This is a genomic window from Rhodopseudomonas sp. BAL398, assembly GCF_033001325.1.
Classification (GTDB): domain Bacteria; phylum Pseudomonadota; class Alphaproteobacteria; order Rhizobiales; family Xanthobacteraceae; genus JARJEH01.
The window spans coordinates 2,342,759-2,362,664 of sequence record NZ_CP133111.1 but is presented as its reverse complement, the minus strand read 5'-3'; the positions used below and the strand labels follow the sequence as shown (position 1 = coordinate 2,362,664).

The 19,906-nt window shown below is 66.3% G+C and carries 11 protein-coding genes; 8 read left to right on the top strand and 3 right to left on the bottom strand.

Going from position 1 to position 19,906, the window contains the following annotated elements; all coding sequences use genetic code 11:
• Positions 1-120 precede the first annotated feature (120 nt).
• Positions 121-1,698 carry an adenylate/guanylate cyclase domain-containing protein gene (locus RBJ75_RS11305; RefSeq protein ID WP_044406211.1) on the top strand — a complete coding sequence of 526 codons (1,578 nt, stop codon included), beginning with the start codon at positions 121-123 and terminating at the stop codon, positions 1,696-1,698.
• 192 nt (positions 1,699-1,890) lie between these two features.
• On the opposite strand, the gene RBJ75_RS11300 is transcribed toward RBJ75_RS11305, so the two are convergent.
• Entirely contained in the window at positions 1,891-3,168 is a 1,278-nt protein-coding gene (locus tag RBJ75_RS11300) for a glycerate kinase (RefSeq protein ID WP_044410111.1), read from the bottom strand.
• A 223-nt stretch (positions 3,169-3,391) separates the two neighbouring features.
• Between RBJ75_RS11300 and RBJ75_RS11295 the strand changes: the two genes are divergently transcribed.
• The 7 genes from RBJ75_RS11295 to RBJ75_RS11265 all read left to right on the top strand — a co-directional run bounded on the left by RBJ75_RS11295 (position 3,392) and on the right by RBJ75_RS11265 (position 16,210).
• Entirely contained in the window at positions 3,392-4,198 is an 807-nt protein-coding gene (locus RBJ75_RS11295) for an ImuA family protein (protein WP_044410108.1), read from the top strand.
• On the top strand, positions 4,089-5,678 hold the full coding sequence (locus tag RBJ75_RS11290) for a Y-family DNA polymerase (protein ID WP_044410105.1): 1,590 nt from the start codon (positions 4,089-4,091) through the stop codon (positions 5,676-5,678). Before RBJ75_RS11295 ends, RBJ75_RS11290 begins: the two co-directional genes overlap by 110 nt.
• A 129-nt stretch (positions 5,679-5,807) precedes the next feature.
• Entirely contained in the window at positions 5,808-9,149 is a 3,342-nt protein-coding gene (locus RBJ75_RS11285) for an error-prone DNA polymerase (protein WP_276156799.1), read from the top strand.
• 179 nt (positions 9,150-9,328) lie between these two features.
• Positions 9,329-10,723 carry a CoA transferase gene (locus RBJ75_RS11280; protein WP_044416882.1) on the top strand — a complete coding sequence of 465 codons (1,395 nt, stop codon included), beginning with the start codon at positions 9,329-9,331 and terminating at the stop codon, positions 10,721-10,723.
• 839 nt (positions 10,724-11,562) lie between these two features.
• Positions 11,563-13,248 carry a DmsE family decaheme c-type cytochrome gene (locus RBJ75_RS11275; RefSeq protein ID WP_234707519.1) on the top strand — a complete coding sequence of 562 codons (1,686 nt, stop codon included), beginning with the start codon at positions 11,563-11,565 and terminating at the stop codon, positions 13,246-13,248.
• 91 nt (positions 13,249-13,339) lie between these two features.
• Entirely contained in the window at positions 13,340-15,766 is a 2,427-nt protein-coding gene (locus RBJ75_RS11270) for an MtrB/PioB family decaheme-associated outer membrane protein (protein WP_044416880.1), read from the top strand.
• Between the two features lie 156 nt (positions 15,767-15,922).
• Complete coding sequence (locus RBJ75_RS11265) at positions 15,923-16,210, top strand: hypothetical protein (protein WP_044416878.1); 288 nt, start codon at positions 15,923-15,925, stop codon at positions 16,208-16,210.
• Between the two features lie 432 nt (positions 16,211-16,642).
• Here RBJ75_RS11265 and RBJ75_RS11260 read toward each other — a convergent pair whose 3' ends face one another.
• Both RBJ75_RS11260 and RBJ75_RS11255 read right to left on the bottom strand, forming a co-directional pair.
• Positions 16,643-19,015, bottom strand: coding sequence for a putative bifunctional diguanylate cyclase/phosphodiesterase (locus tag RBJ75_RS11260; RefSeq protein ID WP_276156209.1), 2,373 nt, complete (start codon positions 19,013-19,015; stop codon positions 16,643-16,645).
• Positions 19,012-19,872, bottom strand: a complete 861-nt coding sequence (locus RBJ75_RS11255; RefSeq protein ID WP_044414835.1) for a PstS family phosphate ABC transporter substrate-binding protein — start codon at positions 19,870-19,872, stop codon at positions 19,012-19,014. Before RBJ75_RS11255 ends, RBJ75_RS11260 begins: the two co-directional genes overlap by 4 nt.
• Positions 19,873-19,906 lie beyond the last annotated feature (34 nt).

Genomic DNA, 19,906 nt, shown 5'->3' with positions numbered 1-19,906 from the left:
CCGTCGGCGCCTTCGATCGCCCGCGCCGGCTGTGTGTCGGTACCGCCAAACTTCCCTTCGAGCGGCTCCCGCTTTAGGTTCCGACCCGGTCCGACCCCATCAGCGTGAGCATAGCGGCAGATGAACAACGTAAATCCCGAGAATCTTCGCGCCCGTGGATGGTTGACCGGGTTTCTGATCGTCGTCCTGCTGCTGGCGTTGCCGCTGGCGGTGTGGCTCGATCTCACCAATCTGGCCGAGGTGGGGCTGCGCCGGCAGGCCGCCGATCTCAATTCCATCATCACCAGCGTTCGCGGCTATTACGCCAGCAACGTGGTTGGACGGGTGCTGGCTCACCCGGAATCGGTCAAGGTGATCCATGATTACGAGAGCGTCCCGGGCGCTATTCCGATTCCGGCCACGCTGTCGCTCGAGCTCGGCAAGGTGATCGGCGCGCAGCAGGCCAATATCAGCTATCGCTTCGTGTCCGATTTCCCCTTTGCCAACCGCAAGCCGCATCAGCTGGACGCGTTCGAGCGCGGCGCGCTCGACAGCCTGCGCAAGGACGCCAGCCAGGACATTGTCGACACCTCGACGTCGCTGCTCTCCGACAGCGTCCGGCTGGTCGCGCCGGTGGTGATGGGCCAGGCCTGCGTCGCGTGTCACAACGTCCATCCCGAGAGCCCGAAGCGGGACTGGAAGGTCGGCGACGTGCGCGGCATCCAGGAGGTCACGGTCACCCAGCCGATCGCCGCCAACCTGTTTTCGTTCAAATATCTGCTGGCTTACTTCGTGTTCGCCGCGATCAGCGGCATCTCGTTCTTAGGGATGCAGCGGCGTCAGGCCCGGCGCATCGTGGCGATGAACAAGGAGCTCGAAACCAACAATGATTTCCTGGCGGCGCTGTCGATGAAGATCTCGCGCTACATCTCGCCGCAGGTCTACAAGAGCATCTTCAGCGGCCAGAAGGACGTCACCATCAATACCGAGCGCAAGAAGCTGACGATCTTCTTTTCCGACATTCAGAATTTCACCGCCACCACCGAGCGCCTGCAGCCGGAACTGATCACCCAGCTGCTCAACGAATATTTCACCGAAATGTCGGCGATCGCCCATCAGCATGGCGGCACCATCGACAAATTCATCGGCGATGCGATGCTGATCTTCTTCGGCGATCCGGAAACCAACGGCGACCGCGCCGACGCGCAGGCCTGCCTGCGGATGGCCTGGGCGATGCAGCGCCGGCTCGCCGAGCTCAATGCGAAATGGCGCGCGGCCGGGATCGAACAGCCGTTCCGGGCGCGGATCGGCATCAATTCCGGCTATTGCAATGTCGGCAATTTCGGCAGCGCCGACCGGATGGACTACACCATCATCGGCGCCGAGGCCAACCTCGCGGCACGGCTGCAATCGATCGCCGAGCCGGGCGGCATCGTCATCAGCTACGAGACCTTCGCGCTGGTCAACGACGTGATCGCCGCGCACACGCTGCCGTCGATCACCATGAAGGGCATCAGCCGCGAGGTGGTGCCGTATTCGGTCGACGCGCTGATCGACAGCTCATCGGGCGAAGGCGAGGTGGTGATGGAGCGGATACCGGGGCTGGATTTCTATCTCGATCCCGCGGCCGTGACCCCGGCCGACAGCGAACGCGTGCGCTCGGTGCTGCAGAAGGCCTTGTCGTCGCTGGAGCGCAGCCAGCCGAAGCCGGCGGTGTAGCGGCGCTTGTTATTGCAAGCCAAGGCCGGCGCGCGACGCAGCGTGCCTCATCGCAGCTGCCCAACCACCGTGTCCCGGGCGCGGTGCAGCACGTAGTGCTGCTCCGCAGAACCGGGACCCCGCTTCGCTGTCAGGCAAAGCGCTTCATTGCCGCCACAGCGGGGCACGCATGTTTCGCAGCGGCACCGGCCATCAAATCAAAATCACCCTGATATCGTTGACATTGGTCAGCGTCGGTCCGCTGAGCAAAAGATCGCCGGTGGCGGCGAAGAATGCGGTGGCGTCGTTATTGGCGAGATGGGCGGCGGGGTCGAGGCCGAGCGAATTGATTTTCGCAAATGTCGCGTCGTCGATGATGGCGCCGGCCGGATCGCTGGCGCTGCCGGCGCCGCCATCGGCGCCGTCGGTGTCGGCGGCCAGCGCGGCGATTCCGGGCGTGTCCTTCAGATGCATCGCCAGCGCCAGCGCATATTCCTGATTGGGGCCGCCGTGGCCGGTGCCACGCACCGTCACCGTTAGCTCGCCGCCCGACATGATCGCCAGCCGCTGGCCGTCGGCGCGCGCCTGCAGCGCGATCCGGGCGTGCGCGGCGGCGACATCGCGGGCCTCGCCTTCGAGATCGGCGCCGAGATCGACGATGGTGTAGCCGGCGTCGCAGGCCAGCTTGATCGCGGCATCGAGCGATTGTCGCGGCCGCGCGATCAGTTCGAACCGCGCGCGGGCGAAGGCGGCGTCGCCGGGCTTGCAGCTTTCATTGCCGGGATCGTCGAGCGCGCGGCGGATCGCGTCGTCGACGTACAATCCGTAATGCGCCACGATGGCGCGGGCATCCTCCAGCGTGGTGGGATCCGGCACGGTCGGGCCGGAGGCGATTGCCGAGGGCTCGTCGCGCGGCACGTCGGAGATCGCCAGGGTGACGATCTCGGCGCGCTGGCCGGCGCGGGCGAGCCGACCGCCCTTGATCCGCGACAGATGTTTGCGCACGGTGTTGACCTCGCCGATCGGCGCGCCGGAGCGCAGCAGCGCCTTCGTCAACTCCTGCTTCTGCGCGAAGGACACGCCCGCGACCGGCGCGATCCAGTTTGCCGAGCCGCCGCCTGACAGCAGCACCAGCAGCAGATCGTCGGCGCCGGCTTCCTGCGCCAGCGCCAGGCTGGCTTCGGCGCCGCGCAATCCGGCCGCATCCGGCACCGGATGGCCGGCCTCGATCACCTCAATACGCCGGGTCGGCACGCGATGGCCATGGCGGGTGGTGGCGATGCCGACCAGCCGCGATGGTTCGAGCCCGAGATCGTCGAGATAATGCCGTTCGGCGGCGGCCGCCATCGCGGCGGCGCCCTTGCCGGCGGCGAGGCAGATCACCCGGCCGCGCGGCGCCGGGGGCAGATGCGGGCCGAGCACATGGTCGGGATGCGCGGCGGCGACGGCGGCGTCGAACATCGCGCGCAGCAATTGGCGTTGGTCAGTCATGGCGCTTTATGCCGGGCTTGGCCGCCGCCAGCAAGCCGCGGGCGATCGCGCGGCGCCGCGCGCCAGGGCGAAGATGTTGATTCAGCTCGGCAAAAAATCTGGCTCGCGATGCCGATTGACTCTGCGGCCGGGGTTAGCTTTATATTAGAACATACCATGAACAAATGAGCCGGAAGCAGGTTCACCCAAACCTGTGACGGCAGACAATTCAAAGGAGCGGCGCATGATGAGCGCACGCCTGAGCGCGCTTGCGGATTTGCGCGGCGATATTGAGCGGATCGAGAGCAACAGCGAGGCGCAGCAGCTGCGCCGGGTGGCGCTGGGCCATGCCGAGGCCGATGCCGCGCTGCAGGGCGGGCTGGCGCGGGGCGCGCTGCACGAGGTGTTCGCCGAGGCCGGCCGGCATGGCGCGGCGGCGACCGGCTTCGTCGCCGGCCTGGCGCGGCGGATCGGCACGCGGCCGCTGCTATGGGTGCGGCAGGATTTCGCCGAGCGCGAATCCGGCGCGCTGTCGCCGAACGGCTTTGGCGAACTCGGTCTCGATCCGCGTCTGCTGGTCACCGTGCACGCGCCCGATGCCGAAGCCGCGCTGCGCGCCGCCGCCGATGCGCTGGCCTGCGACGCGCTGGGCTGCGTGGTGCTCGAGATCTGGGGCGAGAGCCGGCATCTCGATCTGGTCGCCTCGCGCAAGCTGACGCTGGCGGCGCGCGGCTCCGGCGTCACCGGCCTGGTGCTGCGGGTGGCGGCGACGCCGCTGCCGTCCAGCGCCGAGACCCGATGGATCGTGCGCGCGGCGCATTCGCCGCCGCGGCCCGGCACGCCGCCCTGGCAACAGATCTGGGGCGCGCCGGTGCTGGAGACCGCGCTGGTGCGCAATCGTCATGGCCCGAACGGCCGCTGGATCATGGAATGGAAGTGTGATGAGTGCCTTTTCCGTGACGCGCCGGCGCATCCTCAGCCTGTGGCTGCCGCGCCTGCCGACCGACCGCCTGCGGCGGCTGCAATCGCATGGCAACGCCGCGCCGGTTAGCGCGGCGAGCCCTCCGTGGATCGTCGTCGCCAAACACAATAACGCGCTGCAGGTCGTGGCGCTGGATCACGCCGCCTCCGTGATCGGGCTTGCTATCGGCGTGCCGCTCGCCAATGCGCGGGCGATCTGCCCCGAGCTGCAGGTGTTCGACGCCGACGATTCTGCCGATGCGCGCACGCGCGATCATATCGCCGATTGGTGCGACCGCTTCACCCCGCTGGTGGCGCTGGATGGTCCGGACGGCTTGCTGCTCGATATCACCGGCTGCGCCCATCTGTTCGGCGGCGAGGCCGCGCTGCTGCGGATGCTATGCACGGCGCTGACCGCGCAGGGCTTTGCGGTCAGCGCGGCGATCGCCTCGACCTCGGTATGCGCCCGCACCCTTAGCCGCGCGCGTCATGGCCATATCGTCCCCGATGGCGATGAGGCCATGGCGGTGGCGCCGCTGCCGGTGGCGGCGCTCGGCGTCGATGCGGCGATCGTCGGCGGGCTGCGCCGCGCCGGGTTGAAGAGCATCGGCGACGTCGCGTCGCGCGCCCGCCACGAGATCACCGCGCGGTTCGGCGCCGCCTTCACCGCGCGGCTGGAGCAGGCGCTGGGGCAAAGCGAGGCGCCGATCTCGCCGCGCCAGCCGCTGCCGGACTACATCGTGGAAAAACGCTTCGCCGAGCCCATCGCCACCGACGGCGTGATCGTCGCGACGCTGTCTGGTCTGGCGCAGATGCTGGTCGCCGCGATGGACCGCCAGGGCAAGGGCGCGCGGCGCTTGCAGGCCAGTTTCTTCCGCACCGACGGCGCGGTACGCACCATCGCGGTCGACACCGGCCAGCCGGTCACCAAGGCGGCGATGATCGACCGGCTGTTCGCCGAGCGGCTCGCCGCCATCGCCGACCCGCTCGATCCCGGCTTCGGCTTCGATCTGATCCGGCTGTCCGCCAGCCGCACCGAGATCGTGGTGCAGCAGCAAAGCGATCTCGACGCCCATGTGCACGACAATGATGAGCTGGCGGCGTTGCTCGACCGCCTCGCGGCGCGGCTCGGCCCCCGCCGCGTCGTGGTGCATCTGCCGCAGGACACCCACATTCCGGAGCGCGCCGCGCTGGCGCTGTCGGCGCAGCGGCATCTGACCGCCGCCGCGCAGGCGGTGTGGCCGGCGCGCATCGCCGACGAACCGCCGCTGCGGCCGCTGCGGCTGTTCGAACATCCGGAGCCGATCCAGGTGATCGCCGGGGTACCGGACGGCCCGCCGGCGCAATTCCGCTGGCGCCGCGCCCACCACGCGGTGGTGCGCGCCGAAGGCCCCGAGCGCGTCGCGATGGAATGGTGGCGCGCCGACGGCGCGGCGTTGACCCGCGATTACTTCCGCGTCGAGGACGAGACCGGGTTGCGGTTCTGGCTGTATCGCGACGGCCTCTACGGCCGCGAGGTCGAGGCATCCGCCGGCCAGCCGAACTGGTTCATGCACGGGCTGTTCGCATGAGCACTCCCTCAACGTCATTGCGAGGAGCGAAGCGACGAAGCAATCCAGGAGCGTCGTGCACTGAGCCCCTGGATTGCTTCGCTACGCTCGCAATGACGAATTGAACTGCTCATATTTGAGGAGGCTTATATGAGCGCCCCGGCCTATGCGGAGATCGGCGTCACCACCAATTTCTCCTTCCTGCGCGGTGGTTCGCATCCGCAGGACTATGTCCACGAGGCCGCCGTGCTGGGGCTGGCCGCGATCGGCATCGCCGACCGCAACACGCTGGCCGGCGTGGTCCGCGCCTACAAGGCGCTCGACGATCCCGAACTCCAATCCAAACCGAAACTGCTGATCGGGTCGCGGCTGGTGTTTTGCGACGGCACGCCGGACATCCTGGCCTATCCGCGCGACCGCGCCGCCTATGGCCGGCTGTGCCAGCTGCTGACCCATGGCAAGCGCCTGGCCGGCAAGGGCGAATGCCACCTGACGCTGGCCGATCTGCTGGCCTATGCGGAGGGCCAGTTGCTGGTGCTGGCGCTGCCGCATCGCTTCGACAACACCGCGGCACTCGACGTGCTGGCGCAGTTGCGGCAAAGCCGCGCCGACGGGGTCTGGCTCGGCGCCAGCCTGTTGTATCGCGGCGACGACCGCCGGCGGCTGGCCCGCCTGCAGCGCCTCGCCGTCACCGCCGGCGTGCCGCTGCTGGCCAGCAACGAGGTGCTGTATCATCACCCCGATCGCCGGCCGTTGCAGGACGTGCTGAGCTGCATCCGCGAGAAGGCCAGTATCGACACTATCGGCAAGCGGCTCGAGGCCAATGCCGAGCGCCACCTCAAGCCGGCGCAAGAGATGCTTCGGCTGTTTCGCGACGCCCCAGACGCGATCGCCGAAACCATGCGCTTTGCCGATCGGATAGCGTTCTCGCTGGATCAGCTGAAATATCAATATCCCGACGAGCCGGTGCCGGCCGGCAAGACGGCGCAGCGGCATCTCGAGGACCTGACCTGGTCCGGCGCGCATCAGGCATTTCCGGCGCGGATTCCGCCGCGCACCAAGAAGGTGCTGCGCAAGGAGCTGCGGTTGATCCGCAAGCTGCGCTACGCGCATTACTTCCTCACCGTGCACGACATCGTCCGCTTCGCCCGTTCGCAGAATATCCTGTGCCAGGGCCGGGGCTCGGCGGCGAATTCTGCGGTGTGCTACGTGCTCGGCATCACCGCGGTCAATCCGGCCGAGATCGACCTGTTGTTCGAGCGCTTCATCTCCAAGGAGCGGTTGGAGCCGCCCGACATCGACGTCGATTTCGAGCACATCCGCCGCGAGGAGGTGATGCAATATGTCTATCGCCGCTACGGCCGCCACCGCGCTGCCATCGTCGCCACCGTGATCCATTATCGCCCGCGCTCGGCGATCCGCGACGTCGGCAAGGCGCTGGGGCTGAGCGAGGACGTCACCGCGGCGCTGGCCGATACGGTGTGGGGCAGCTGGGGGCCCGGCCTCAACGAGACCCAGATCAGGCAGGCCGGGCTCGATCCGCACAATCCGATGATCGCCCGCGCGGTGGAGCTGGCCGCCGAACTGCTCGAATTTCCGCGGCATCTGTCGCAGCATGTCGGCGGCTATGTGCTGACCCAGGACCGGCTCGACAGCTATGTGCCGATCGGCAATGCGGCGATGGAAGACCGCACCTTCATCGAATGGGACAAGGACGACATCGACACGTTGAAGATGATGAAGGTCGACGTGCTGGCGCTCGGCATGCTGACCTGCATCCGCAAATGCTTCGACCTGATCGCCGATCACAAGGCCGAATGGTGGGAGCTGGCGAGCGTGCCGCGCGAGGTGCCGGCGGTCTACGACATGCTGTGCCGGGGCGAATCGCTCGGCGTGTTCCAGGTCGAGAGCCGGGCGCAGATGAACATGCTGCCGCGGCTGAAGCCACGCCGGTTCTACGATCTGGTGATCGAGGTCGCGATCGTGCGGCCGGGGCCGATCCAGGGCGACATGGTGCATCCTTACTTGCGGCGGCGAAACAATCTCGAAAAGGTCGAGTATCCGTCGCCGTCGCCGCTGCACGGCGACAAGGATGAGTTGCGCAAAGTGCTGCACAAGACCCTCGGCGTGCCGCTGTTTCAGGAACAGGCGATGCGGATCGCGATCGAGGCGGCGAAATTCACCCCGGAGCAGGCCAACGGGCTGCGCCGGGCGATGGCGACGTTCCGCAATGTCGGCACCATCGGCAGCTTCGAGGCCCGCATGGTCAGCAATATGGTGGCGCGCGGCTACGACCCGGCATTCGCGCAAAACTGCTTCGAGCAGATCAAGGGGTTCGGCAGCTACGGCTTTCCGGAAAGCCACGCCGCGAGCTTCGCCCAATTGGTCTATGTCTCGTCCTGGCTGAAGCATTTTCATCCCGACGCGTTCTGCTGCGGGCTGCTGAATTCGCAGCCGATGGGATTCTACGCGCCGGCGCAGATCGTCGGCGATGCCCGTGCCAATGGCGTCACGGTGCGCCCGGTCGATATCGGCTTCAGCCACGGCCAGTCCACGCTGGAGGAACGCTGCGGCAAGTATTGCGCGCTGCGTCTCGGCTTCCGCCAGATCGACGGCTTCGTCTGGGCCGATCCCGACGAGGAGCGGGCGCGGCGCGCCGCCGGCAAGCCGGCAGCGGAGGACTGGGCCGCGCGTATCGAAGCGGCGCGGGCGCGGGGGCCGTTCACGTCGCTGGAGCAATTCGCCCGCGCCACCGCCTTGCCGAAGCGGGCGCTGATCCTGCTGGCGGATGCCGATGCGTTCCGCTCGCTCGGGCTCGACCGCCGCGCCGCGCTATGGGCGGTGCGGCGGCTGCCCGACGACGTGGCGCTGCCGCTGTTCGAGGCGGCTGCCGCGCGCGAGCAGCCGGATGAGGCGGCGCAACCCTTGCCGCAGATGCCGGTCGCCGAACATGTGGTGGCCGATTATCAGACCGTCCGGCTGTCGCTGAAAGGCCATCCGATGGAATTCTTGCGCGCGATGTTCGATGCCGAAAAGGTTGTCACCTGCCGCAGCGTCTCCGCGATGCGTAGCAACGGACGGCGGCTGCGCTGCGCCGGCGTGGTGCTGGTGCGACAGCGGCCGGGCAGCGCCAAGGGCGTGATCTTCATGACGCTGGAAGACGAGACCGGGATCGCCAATGTGGTGGTGTGGCCGAGCGTGATGGAAAAATTTCGCAAGGAGGTGATGGGCGCGCGGCTGCTGCTGGTCGAGGGCCGAATCCAGGCCAGCCCCGAAGGCGTGGTGCATCTGGTCGCCGAGCGGATGAGCGATCGCAGTTTCGAGATGGCGCGCTTGTCCGACAATCTGGCGGCGCGGCCGGCGATCCCCACCGGGCCGGCACTGATCGAGCCGCTCAATGACGACCGCCGCGAGCATCCCGACAATCCGGCGCAGCGAATCCGCCACCCGCGCGACGTCCGCATCCTGCCGCCGTCGCGGGATTTTCACTGAGGGACGGCGTCATTGCGAGGAGCGAAGCGACGACGCAATCCAGTCTGTGCTTGCGGCTCTGGATTGCTTCGCTTCGCTCGCAATGACGCTATGTTTTGGCGGCGGTCGAAAGTTGCTGATAGCTCTCGCAGGACAACCCCGCTGCGCTATAGTCTGCCACCAATTCATCGGATCATCTCATGCAAAGCCCACACGACCTGCTCGCCGATCTCTGGGCTTCCGTCGGCGGCGACGCCGCGGCGCTCGATGCCGTGACGCTGACCGGCGCGGAGCCGCAATTGCCGTCGTCGTTCCGGGTCGGTGCTGCGGCCCAGGTCTCGATCGCCGCGGCGGGGCTGGCGGCCGCGGAGATCGGGCGGCTGCGCGGCGGGCCATCGCAGCAGGTCGCGGTCGACATGCGCCACGCCGTGGTGGAATGCCGCTCCGAGCGCTATCTGCGCCGCGATGGCGATCCGCCGCCGCCGCTGTGGGATCCGATCGCCGGCGTCTATCAGGTCGGCGGCGGGCGCTACGTCCGTCTGCACACCAATTTTCCGCAGCATCGCGACGCCGTCTGCCGTGTGCTCGACTGCGCGCCGGAGCGCGACGCGGTGCAGGCCGCGCTGATGCGATGGGACGGCGTAGCCTTCGAGACCACGGCCTATGCGGCCGGCGGCGTGGTGGCGCTGATGCGCTCGCGCGACGAATGGCAGGCGCTGCCGCAGGCTGCGGCGCTGGATGCGCTGCCATTGATCGAGATCGAGAAGATCGGCGAGGCCGCGCCAAAACCATGGCCGGCCGGGGAGCGGCCGTTGTCCGGATTGCGCGTGCTCGATCTGTCGCGGGTGATCGCCGGCCCCGTCGCCGGGCGCACCCTGGCGGCGCATGGCGCCGATGTCATGCTGGTCTCGGGTCCGGATCTGCCGGCGATCCCGTGGCTCAGCATCGACACCGGCCGCGGCAAGCTGTCCTGCTTTGCCGATCTCAAAACCGAGCCCGGCCGCGCCACGCTGCGCGACCTGCTCAAGGACGCCGATATGTTCTCGCAAGCCTATCGTCCGCAGGCGCTCGCGGCGCTCGGCTTTGCGCCGCAGGACGCGGCAACGATCAGTCCCGGCATCGTCTATGTGTCGCTGTCGGCCTATGGCCGAACCGGACCATGGGCACAGCGCCGCGGCTTCGACTCGCTGGTGCAATGCGCCACCGGGTTCAATCACGCCGAGGGGCAGGCGGCGGGCGTCGCCGGGCCGAAGGAATTGCCGGCGCAGATCCTCGACCACGCCACCGGCTATCTGATGGCGCTGGGCGCGATGATGGCGAAGGCGCGCCAGGCGCGCGAGGGCGGCAGCTGGCATGTCCAGGTGTCGCTGGCGCGCACCGGCCAATGGCTGTGGGAGATGGGACGGCTCACAGATGGCCTTGCCGCCGACGACATCAAGCCCGAGGCGACGAGCGGCTTTGTCGACCAGATGGAGTCCGGCTTCGGCGTGCTATCAGCTGTGCGCCATGCGGCGGTTCTGTCGCGGACGCCGGCGCGGTGGGAACGCCCCGCGGTCCCGCTCGGCAGCCATCCGCCGCGCTGGCCGTCGCGCTAACAGGTCCGGCCGGCGGCGGCACCGCCGCGACCGAATCGTCGCGCCGCCTTGGCGATCGTCGGATCGTCGCGCCGCCTTGGCAATCGCCGGTTGGTCGCCAATTTTCGGCGGCGAGGACGTGCTTAGTCCGAGTCGCTGGTGCTGATCGCATCGTTTCGCACTGCAGCGCGGCGCAGTCGCGTCGAACCGCGTAGCCTCGGTTGTTATTACCGCCGATGTCTTGCCTCGCCTGCGGCCATGATCGCCGGCGCCTGGGACGGCTTGTCACGGCCGATCATCAGCGTAAATGCCAAACAACGCGGCTCGCCGTGCTTTGCGTTCCGTCATTCGTTGGCGTCGATTACTTGCCGGTTGCTTTGGTCTGCTGCGGGGCGCCGGCGCGGCGGCGAGGGCGGGCGGTCCTGGTGACTGTTCGGACCGGCGGTGATTACTTGCAGTGAAAACCAGCCTGTCGGTCTGAAAACATCGCTTAATCGCATGTCAAATTGTCGCAGAGGATAACGATTTGATGTCGATCAATGATCGCCGCTCTGCGAACTAACTAGCCTGGTAGTTAGTTAAGCACGCTGCGAGCGTGTTGTGATCTGGGGGGGATTGCGATGGGGGGCTCTCGGCGGGCCGCGTCACGATGTGGCGCGCCGGAGATGAATCGTGGCTCGGTGGAGCGTGGGGCGGTCGAGCCCGACGCGATCAACAAGCCCGATCCGTGCAAGCTTGGTTCGTTCAAACCTTATTCGTCGACGACGACGCAAGATCGGCCGCGGTTGTTCAGCCGGATTACCGTCAGTCGGATCACAACGAGCAGCTCCCTCATTGGCAAGCTTGCCGGCGGCTGGTTGTTGGCAGCGACCATTGTGGCGCTGTGGACGCTGCCGGTTCCGGCCGACGCAGGTGACCAAGTCAAGCCGATGGCGGCGGGCCAGATCGCGACCGACTTCGCGTCGGAGCCGACCAGCCACAATGGCCTGCTCGATTTCACGCCGACGATTGCCGCGCCGCTCGATCCGGATGTCGCCGCACTCGCCGACTATGCCCGCCGCGCCTTGAGCCCTGCCGGCGCGACGTCCAATTTCTCGCCGATCGCGCCCGGCTATGGCTCGGCGGCTGCGGCGGCCGCCCATGCCGGCTTCACGCAGCGAGGGGGCGGTGACGCCGGGCATGGCGGGTCGATCCATGGCGCGACACTTGGCGTCGCGCACGGCGCACCACTTGGCGCGACGCACGGGCTCTCGCGCTTCATCACCCAGCATGACGGTCCGCCGCGGCTCGAGCTTCCCACCAATTTGGCGATCAAGCAGATCGCCGAATACAGCCGCGTCATCCTGGCGATGAAGGCGGCGACGACGGCCGAGCAACGCATCCTGCATTTTCACGCCCAGCACAGCCTGCGCGCTCGCCAAGACCGGGCGACGCGCCAGCCGGATTTCGTCGCGGTGATGCCGGAGGTCGCGCCAGCGGCGGGCGCGCCGAGCCGCGGCCAGGCGAGCAGCGAGCAGGAGATCGTCAAAACCTGGGTGGCGCTGGAAGATCTCGATCCCAATCCGGAGACCGCGCCGCAGTTCAATTTCGTCGATATCCTGTCCGCCAGGGGCGATCAAACCAGGCCGGTGCTGATCGCGGTGCAGAAGCAACGGCAGACGTCCGGCGGCACGGGGACTCGCGCGCCGATGGTGGCGCCGGCGCCGGGCGATCCGCTGGGACGCTACTTCGTCGGCTCCAAGCCGTGCGAGACCTGTCACGCCGGCCTGTTCGATGAATTCCAGCTGACCGTGATGGGCCGCACCATCAAGTCCGGCAAGGTGACGCCGCAAGGCAAGATGGAGTGCGAGACCTGCCACGGTCCCGGCTCCGCCCATGTCAATGGCGGTGGCGGTCGGGAAAAGGGCGGCATCCGCTCGTTCCGGCTCAATGACAGCCGCGGCGTCGACGTCGCCGACTACAACGGCGTCTGCCTGACCTGTCACGAGAAGAGCGATCAGACCTATTGGCAGGGCTCGCCGCACGAGACCCGCGGACTGGCCTGCGTCAATTGCCACACCGTGATGCGCAAGGTGTCGCTGCACAAGCAGCTGAAGACCGAGAAGGTGATGGATACCTGCTTCCAGTGCCACAAGGACCGCAAGGCGCAGGCGCAGCGCACCTCGCACATGCCGATCCGCGAGGACAAGATCACCTGCGCCAATTGCCACAATCCGCACGGCAGCCCGACCGAGAAGCTGCTCAAGGAAGCCACGATCAACGACACCTGCTTCCAGTGTCACGCCGACAAGCGCGGACCGTTCCTGTTCGAGCATCCGCCGGTGCGCGAGAATTGTCTGAACTGCCACGAGCCGCACGGATCGAACCACGAATCGCTTCTCGTCGTCGCCCGGCAACGGCTGTGCCAGCAGTGCCACACCAACCCGCATAACCAGCCGGGTCTGGGCGCGGCGACGCTGCGCTACGCGGTCGGCAACGCCTGTCAGAATTGTCACACCAACATTCACGGATCGAACGCGCCATCGGGATCGCGGTGGCACCGCTGACGTGTCGCGAGCGGCCAGCGCGGCCGTCTCTCGCGATGCCAACAACAGGGATGAAACGACAACGCGTCAATCTTGGTGAGGGGGGCTGGACATGACGATCACCTACAGACTGCTGCTGGCGGCGGCATTGACGGTGCCGGTCGGTGCCAACGCGGCCGATGCCACGGCCGATCCACCCGCCGATATCGGGGCCGAGCCGGAGGGCTATGAGTATTCGGGCGAGATCGATGTCGGCTGGCGCGCCTTTATCAAGCGGCCGCCGAAATCGGCCTCGCCCTGGGTGACGCCGACCAGCGCGGGCAACGACAATCGCAACAACCGCTCGAAATTCGAGGAATACGGCGACATCCCGCCCGGGCCCTATGCCGAATATCTGCGCCTCAGCGCGCAGGGCAAGGACGGCATCTACGCCGGCGAATTGCAGGCCGACAATCTTGGCAACAACAACCAGCGTTACATTTTCGACGCGTCGAAGACCGGCGAACATTACTTGACGCTGATCTGGGACCAGATTCCGCACCTCTACAGCACCAGCGCGCAGAGCATCTGGCACGGCGTCGGCAGCAACGCGCTGACGACTTCGGTGCAGATTCCAGGCTCCACCGTCGGCGCCGACGCCGCCGGCAAGGCGATGGTCACCAATGCCCTGGCGGGAAAATTCAACACCATCGATGTCGGCATCCGCCGCGACAAGGGCACCGTCGCCTATCGCTGGACTCCCAATCAAAATGTCGACGTCAAGGCCAGCTATTCGCATGAGAAGCGCGAGGGAATCCAGACCGCCGGCGTGGTAATGGGCTCGTTCGCGGCGATGCAGCAGGTGCAGATGCCGCGTCCGATCGACGACACCACCCAGATCGGCAAGCTCAACGGCCAGTATTTCGGGCCGACGCCGTGGGGCGGCCATTTCAACATCAATATCGGCGGCGGTGTGTCGGTGTTCGACAACAGCTTCAACTCGTTCACGGTGCAGAATCCGTTCTACGACAGCAGCACCGCAGCGACCCGAGCCTCCTATCCGCAATTTGCCCGCGTCAGCCTGGCGCCGAGTAACGAGGCCTATAACGCGGTGGTCACAAGCGGAATCGATCTGCCCCGCAAGGCGCGCTGGAACAGCACGTTGCAATACACCACGATGCGGCAGAACGATCCGTTCATGCCGTTCACCTCCAATACCAACATCTATCTGCCGAGCGGCACGGCGGCCTTCACCACCGCAGGCTTGCCCGCCACCAGCCTGAACGGCGAGATCAATAACCTGCTGTACAACACCAGCCTGATGATTCCGTTCTCGCCGGAATGGCGCGCCACGACCCGTTACCGGATCTATGACAGCGACAACCAGACCCCCGAATTGCTGCTGCCAAGCTACACCGTCGAAGATTCTTCGCAGACACTGGCCGGCGGGTTGTATCGTGCCGCGGGCGGGCCGCGGCGATCGCTCGCCTATTCCTACACCAAGCAGAACGCCGGCGAAGAGCTGCAATGGCGGCCGACCAAATGGGCGACGCTGGGGTCGAGCTTCGGTTGGGAACGATGGGACCGCACCCGCCGCGACGTCAACGTCACCAATGAATTCATCGGCCGCGGCACCGCCGATTTCAGGGCCTCCGATATCATCACCCTGCGATCCAGCCTGCAATATTCGCAGCGGCGCTACAACAAATATGACGGCCAGGCCTTGGCGCAATATGTCTGGACCGATCCGGCCGGCACCCAGGTCACCAATTTCCGCATGCGCAAATTCGACATGGCCGATCGCGATCAGACCAAGGCCAATCTGATGGTCGACCTGACGCCGTTCGAGAATACGATTCTGAAGGGGCTGGTCTTGTCGCCGACCGGCGGGTTGCGCTTCGAAGACTACGCCGACGATCCGAATTTCTTCGGGCTGCGCAAGAACAATTCTTGGAATGTCGGGCTCGATACCACCTATACGTTCCGGCCCGGAAACTCGATCTCGGTGTCCTATATGCGCGAGGAGTTCGATCGCGACCTGGTCGGCAGCGGCACTATCAACAACTCGGTCGATAACACGACGTTTCCGGCGGTCACCAACGCCTTCATCAGCCATACCGGCGAGGCGGTCAACACCGTCATCGTTGCTGGAAATGTCGAACTGATCCCGGGCTCGCTCGATCTCAAACTCGGCTACTCGATCTCGCTCTCCGACGAGGATTGGACCTTCGCGCCATACCGCGATTTTGCGATGGCGTCTTGCGGCGCCGTGCCGTGCTCGGGATTTCCGACAGTCAAGACCAATTTTCAGCGGCTCGACGCCACGCTCAAGCATACCGTTGATCCGTCGATTGTCACCAAACTCGGCTGGGCCGGCGAGGTCTATGTCAAGCTCCGCTACATCTGGGAGCGCAACAAGGTGGAGAACTGGCAACAGGAGCTGATGTCGCCATACCTCTATGTCAGCGATACGTCGATCTCGCGTTTGATCGAGATGGGGGCCACCAACCCGAACTACGACGCGCAATTCGTGCAGCTGTCGCTCAACGCCAAATGGTAGGCCGAAGAAATCGGCGGGGCGCCTGATCGCGCGCGCCGCTGACAGCAAGAGGTCCGATGGGGCGGTGCGTCCGCGGCATCGGCCTTCCTTCGGCGGCGGCAGCATGTCCGCGCGTCGAATTCATCGCGATCGTCAATCCAAGGGAGGAAAACAGCAATGAAACATCCATCACACCTCAGCAATGATGCGTTGAGCCGGCGTCGCCTGCTGCGACGCGGTGCCTACGCCGCCGGTGCGGCGGCGTTGTTCGGCGTTGCCGCGACGGCGGTCGAGGCTCAGGTGGCGAAGAAAGCGTCGCAGCGCGACGCGGGCTACCAGACTTCGCCCAGTGGCGGCAAGAGCTGCGCGACCTGCCGTCAATTCAAACCGCCGAGTTCTTGCATCACGGTCGAGGGCTCGATCAGCCCGAGTGGCTATTGCCGGCTCTACGCCAAGAAGGCGTGACGAGCGCGCGCCGGCCGGGTCTGGCCGGCGCGGCTCTTGCCGGTTGAGCATGGGCTGATCGTTGATGTCAGGACGGTGTGGCGGCAATATTCGGAAGAGCCGACGCGCCACGTCAAAATCCGACCAAAGCAGAAAAGCAATAGATCTGGCCAATTGCTCGTCATTGCGGGCCGGCGCGCGGCGCCGTCGGATGGCAAGCAATCCAGGGGCGGCAGACGTTCTTTGGTCGAGCCTCTCGGAGCCTGACGGAAAAAGCGATCAACAAAACGAGGCCTACAAGGTCGTCATTGCGAGGAGCGCTTGCGACGAAGCAATCCAGTCCCTGCTTGATGTCCCTGGATTGCGTCGCTGTCGGACGGCGCTGCGCGCCGTCCTCGGCTCGCAATGACGAAATCAACTTTGATTTGAGTGGTCTCTTTTCCGCTCAGAATCTCAGGCGGAGGCGGCCTGCAGCCTGGCCTGGTCGGCGCGGCCGGGCTCGCAGTCGCGGGCGAAGGCGAGGGCGGAGGCGGCATTGGTCGGGCGGGCGTAGACGAAGCCCTGGATGATGTCGCAATCGAGGTCGCGAAGGATGTTGATCTCTTCAGGCCTCTCGACGCCTTCCATCACGATCGCCATGCCGAGGCCGCGGCCCAGCGCGATGACGCCCTGCAGCAGCTTGCGGGCGCGGTCCGAAGTCGTGATCCCCTGCATGAAGATGCGGTCGATCTTCAATTTGTCGAACGGCAATTGGGTCAGATAACCGAGCGAGGAATAGTCGGTGCCGAAATCATCGAGCGCCAGCGTCACCCCGAGCTGGTTCAACTCGGTCAGCACCCGCCGGACCCGTCCCTCGGCGTGATCGGCCAACAGGCTCTCGGTCAATTCGAGGCAGAGCAGATGCGGCGCCAATCCGGTCTCCGCCAACACCCGCATGACGTCGCCGACGAAATCGGTGTGCCAGATCTGTGCCGCCGAGACATTGACCGAGATCTGGCGGGGCGTTTCGCCGGCCTCGATCCAGGCCTTGGCCTGTCGCGCCGCCTCGCGCAGAATCCATAGGCCGAGATCGCAGATCAGATGCGAGCTTTCCGCGATCGGGATGAATTCCGACGGCTCGACGTCGCCGCGCGTCGGATGCGCCCAGCGCATCAAGGCCTCGAAGCCACAGACGCGCCCGGTCAGAACTTCGACCTGGGGCTGATAGTGCACGAACAGCCCGTTGTTCTCGTTGACGGCACGGCGCAGGTCGCGGCTCAACGCGATCTTGTGCTGAACCACCTCGCTCATGCCGGCCTCGAAGAATTGCAGGCGTCCGCGGCCGTCCTCCTTGGCGCGGTACAGCGCCAGATCGGCATTGCGCAGCAGATCGTGGACGTTGGCGCCATCGCCCGGGATCATGGCGATGCCGACGCTGGTGCTGACATTGACCTCGCCGCGCTCCAGCTGGATCGCGCCCGACAGCGCCCCGACCACGGCGTTGGCAATGGCTTCGGCCGTCGATCTGTCGGCGCAGGCCGTCAGGATGATGGCGAATTCGTCGCCGCCGAGGCGGGACAGGAAATGGCTGCTGTCCAGCACCCGCGAGATCAGATGCGCGGCCTTGGCCAGCAACTCGTCGCCGGCGGCGTGGCCCAGCGAATCATTGACCTCCTTGAAGCGGTCGAGGTCGAGCAGCAGCAGCGCCGCCTCGGTGTCGTTGCGGCCGCGCCGTTGCAGCACGTCGTTGATCTGGCGATGAAACAAGGCGCGATTGGCCAGCCCGGTGAGCGGGTCGTAATAGGCCAGCTGTTCCAGCTGCTCCTCGGCGCGTTTGCGCTCGGAAATATCCTGGATGGTGCCGTGGAAGCCGATGACGCGGCCCTCGGCATCGCGCATCGCCTTGCTGGTCACCGCGCAATCCATGATCGATCCGTCGCCGCGCCGGCCCTTGACGTCGACGGTCCTGACCTGGCCGGTGCGGATCACTTCGGCTTGCGCCTCCAGCACCCGGCGCGCGCCGTCGCCGACATAGAGCGACATCACCGCGGCGTGGCTGGAGCCGAAGCTCGGGTCGTAGCCGAGCAGGCCGTAGATCTCCGGAGCCCAATGGACCTGGGAATCGCCGAGCCGGTAGCTCCAGTCGCCGATCTTGCCGACCAATTGCGCTTCGACGAGCTGATCCGAGCGGTGTCTCAGGCTCGCCTTGGTGGCCCTCAACGCCTGCTCGCGTTCGTTAAGGGCGTCGTTCTGGGTCTGCAGCTCGGCGTTTCGCTCGCGGATGGTGGCGTTGGCCCGGTCGAGGTCGCGCAAGGTGCGGTCAAGCGCGCGCAGCGGCAAAATCCGGACGGCGAGATAGGTGCAGGCGCCGAGCAGTAGGCTGAAAAGCGCGAAAATTCCGATGCGCCGCAGCAGCGGATCGAGCGGGACGTCGAACTCGACCGATCCGACCGCCTCGCCCGCGACCACGATCGGAAAGCTTCGGGTCAGCAGAAAATGTGAATCGAGCGCGCTGTTGCCCTCGACGAGAATCACCTTGCCGTCCTTGTCGAGGATGCGATTTCGCCCAAGTTTGAAGGGCGCCTCGGCGAGTTCGATGATCTCGCGCAGCCGGACCCGCTGATAGTGCCACATCTCGGGGCTGCGATAGATGTAGCGTGCCAACCGGTTAGCGCTGAGCTGGGCCCGGAACGTGGCGCGCATGCTTTCGATCTGATACCCGATCAATCCGTAGCCGACCGGCGCAAACAGGGTGATGGCCAGCGCCACCACCAGCGCCACCGCCTTGACGGTCTTGCGTAAGGACCTGCCATCAAGATCGATCGACGGATTTGCGGCGTCGGTCATGGCTGAACGGCGAGGCTGCCGCTGGCGTTCAGCACCATTGCGCCCTCGGGCGAGCGCAGAAATGCGACGAAACGGTCGAGGGCGGCGGAGCGGCGCGCCGGGAATACGATGGTGAAATTCTTGACGAAGGGGTAGTCGCCGCGCCGAAGATTCTCCAGGGTCGGTTCGACGCCATCGATCGACAGGAAATGCAGATCGGGCGCCTCGGTCACCATCTGCGACAGGCTGACCGCGGTGAGCGAACCCTCGATCTGCGCGGCGATCCTCACATTGTCCTGATCGGTGGTCGCGACGGGAAGCTCGTGGCGGTCCCGGAGCGCGACGATGGCCGCCGCCATCCCCGGAAAGGCGGCGCCCAGATTGGCGGTGTCGGCTTCGCTTTTCGGGCGCAGAATGACGCGAACCCTGGTGCCGTCCGGCCAGGTCGCGGACGGATTGACGAACAAGGCCGCGACGTCACGGCTGGCGATGTTGCCGGGGGCGGGATGCGAACTCACCAGCCCGAAAGGGGTGCGGGCCATGAGCGTCGAGGTCAGGGCTTTGCCCGCCTCTTCGGGTTTCAGCGCGCGGCCCGCGACCGCGAAATCCAGCGCGCCGTCGACCACGGCGGCAATGCTGCCCGAGCTGCCGAGGCCGGGAATGACCTCGAGGGTGATGTCGGGATTGCGCGCGGTGAAGGCGGTGCCCAGTCGCTCCAGCATGCCGATCGCGGCGCCCGTTCCGCCGGTGCGCAGCGTGACGGCACGCGCCTCACTGGCCGCAAGGCCGAGCAGCATCGCGCTCGCGATCAGGCCGGCGAGCCAGCCGGATGGGCGCGACGGATCAGCGCCGCCACGCCGCGTGTCAGAGCCTGACATGGTTGTCGTCATTGGAAGACCCTGCGGACCACTT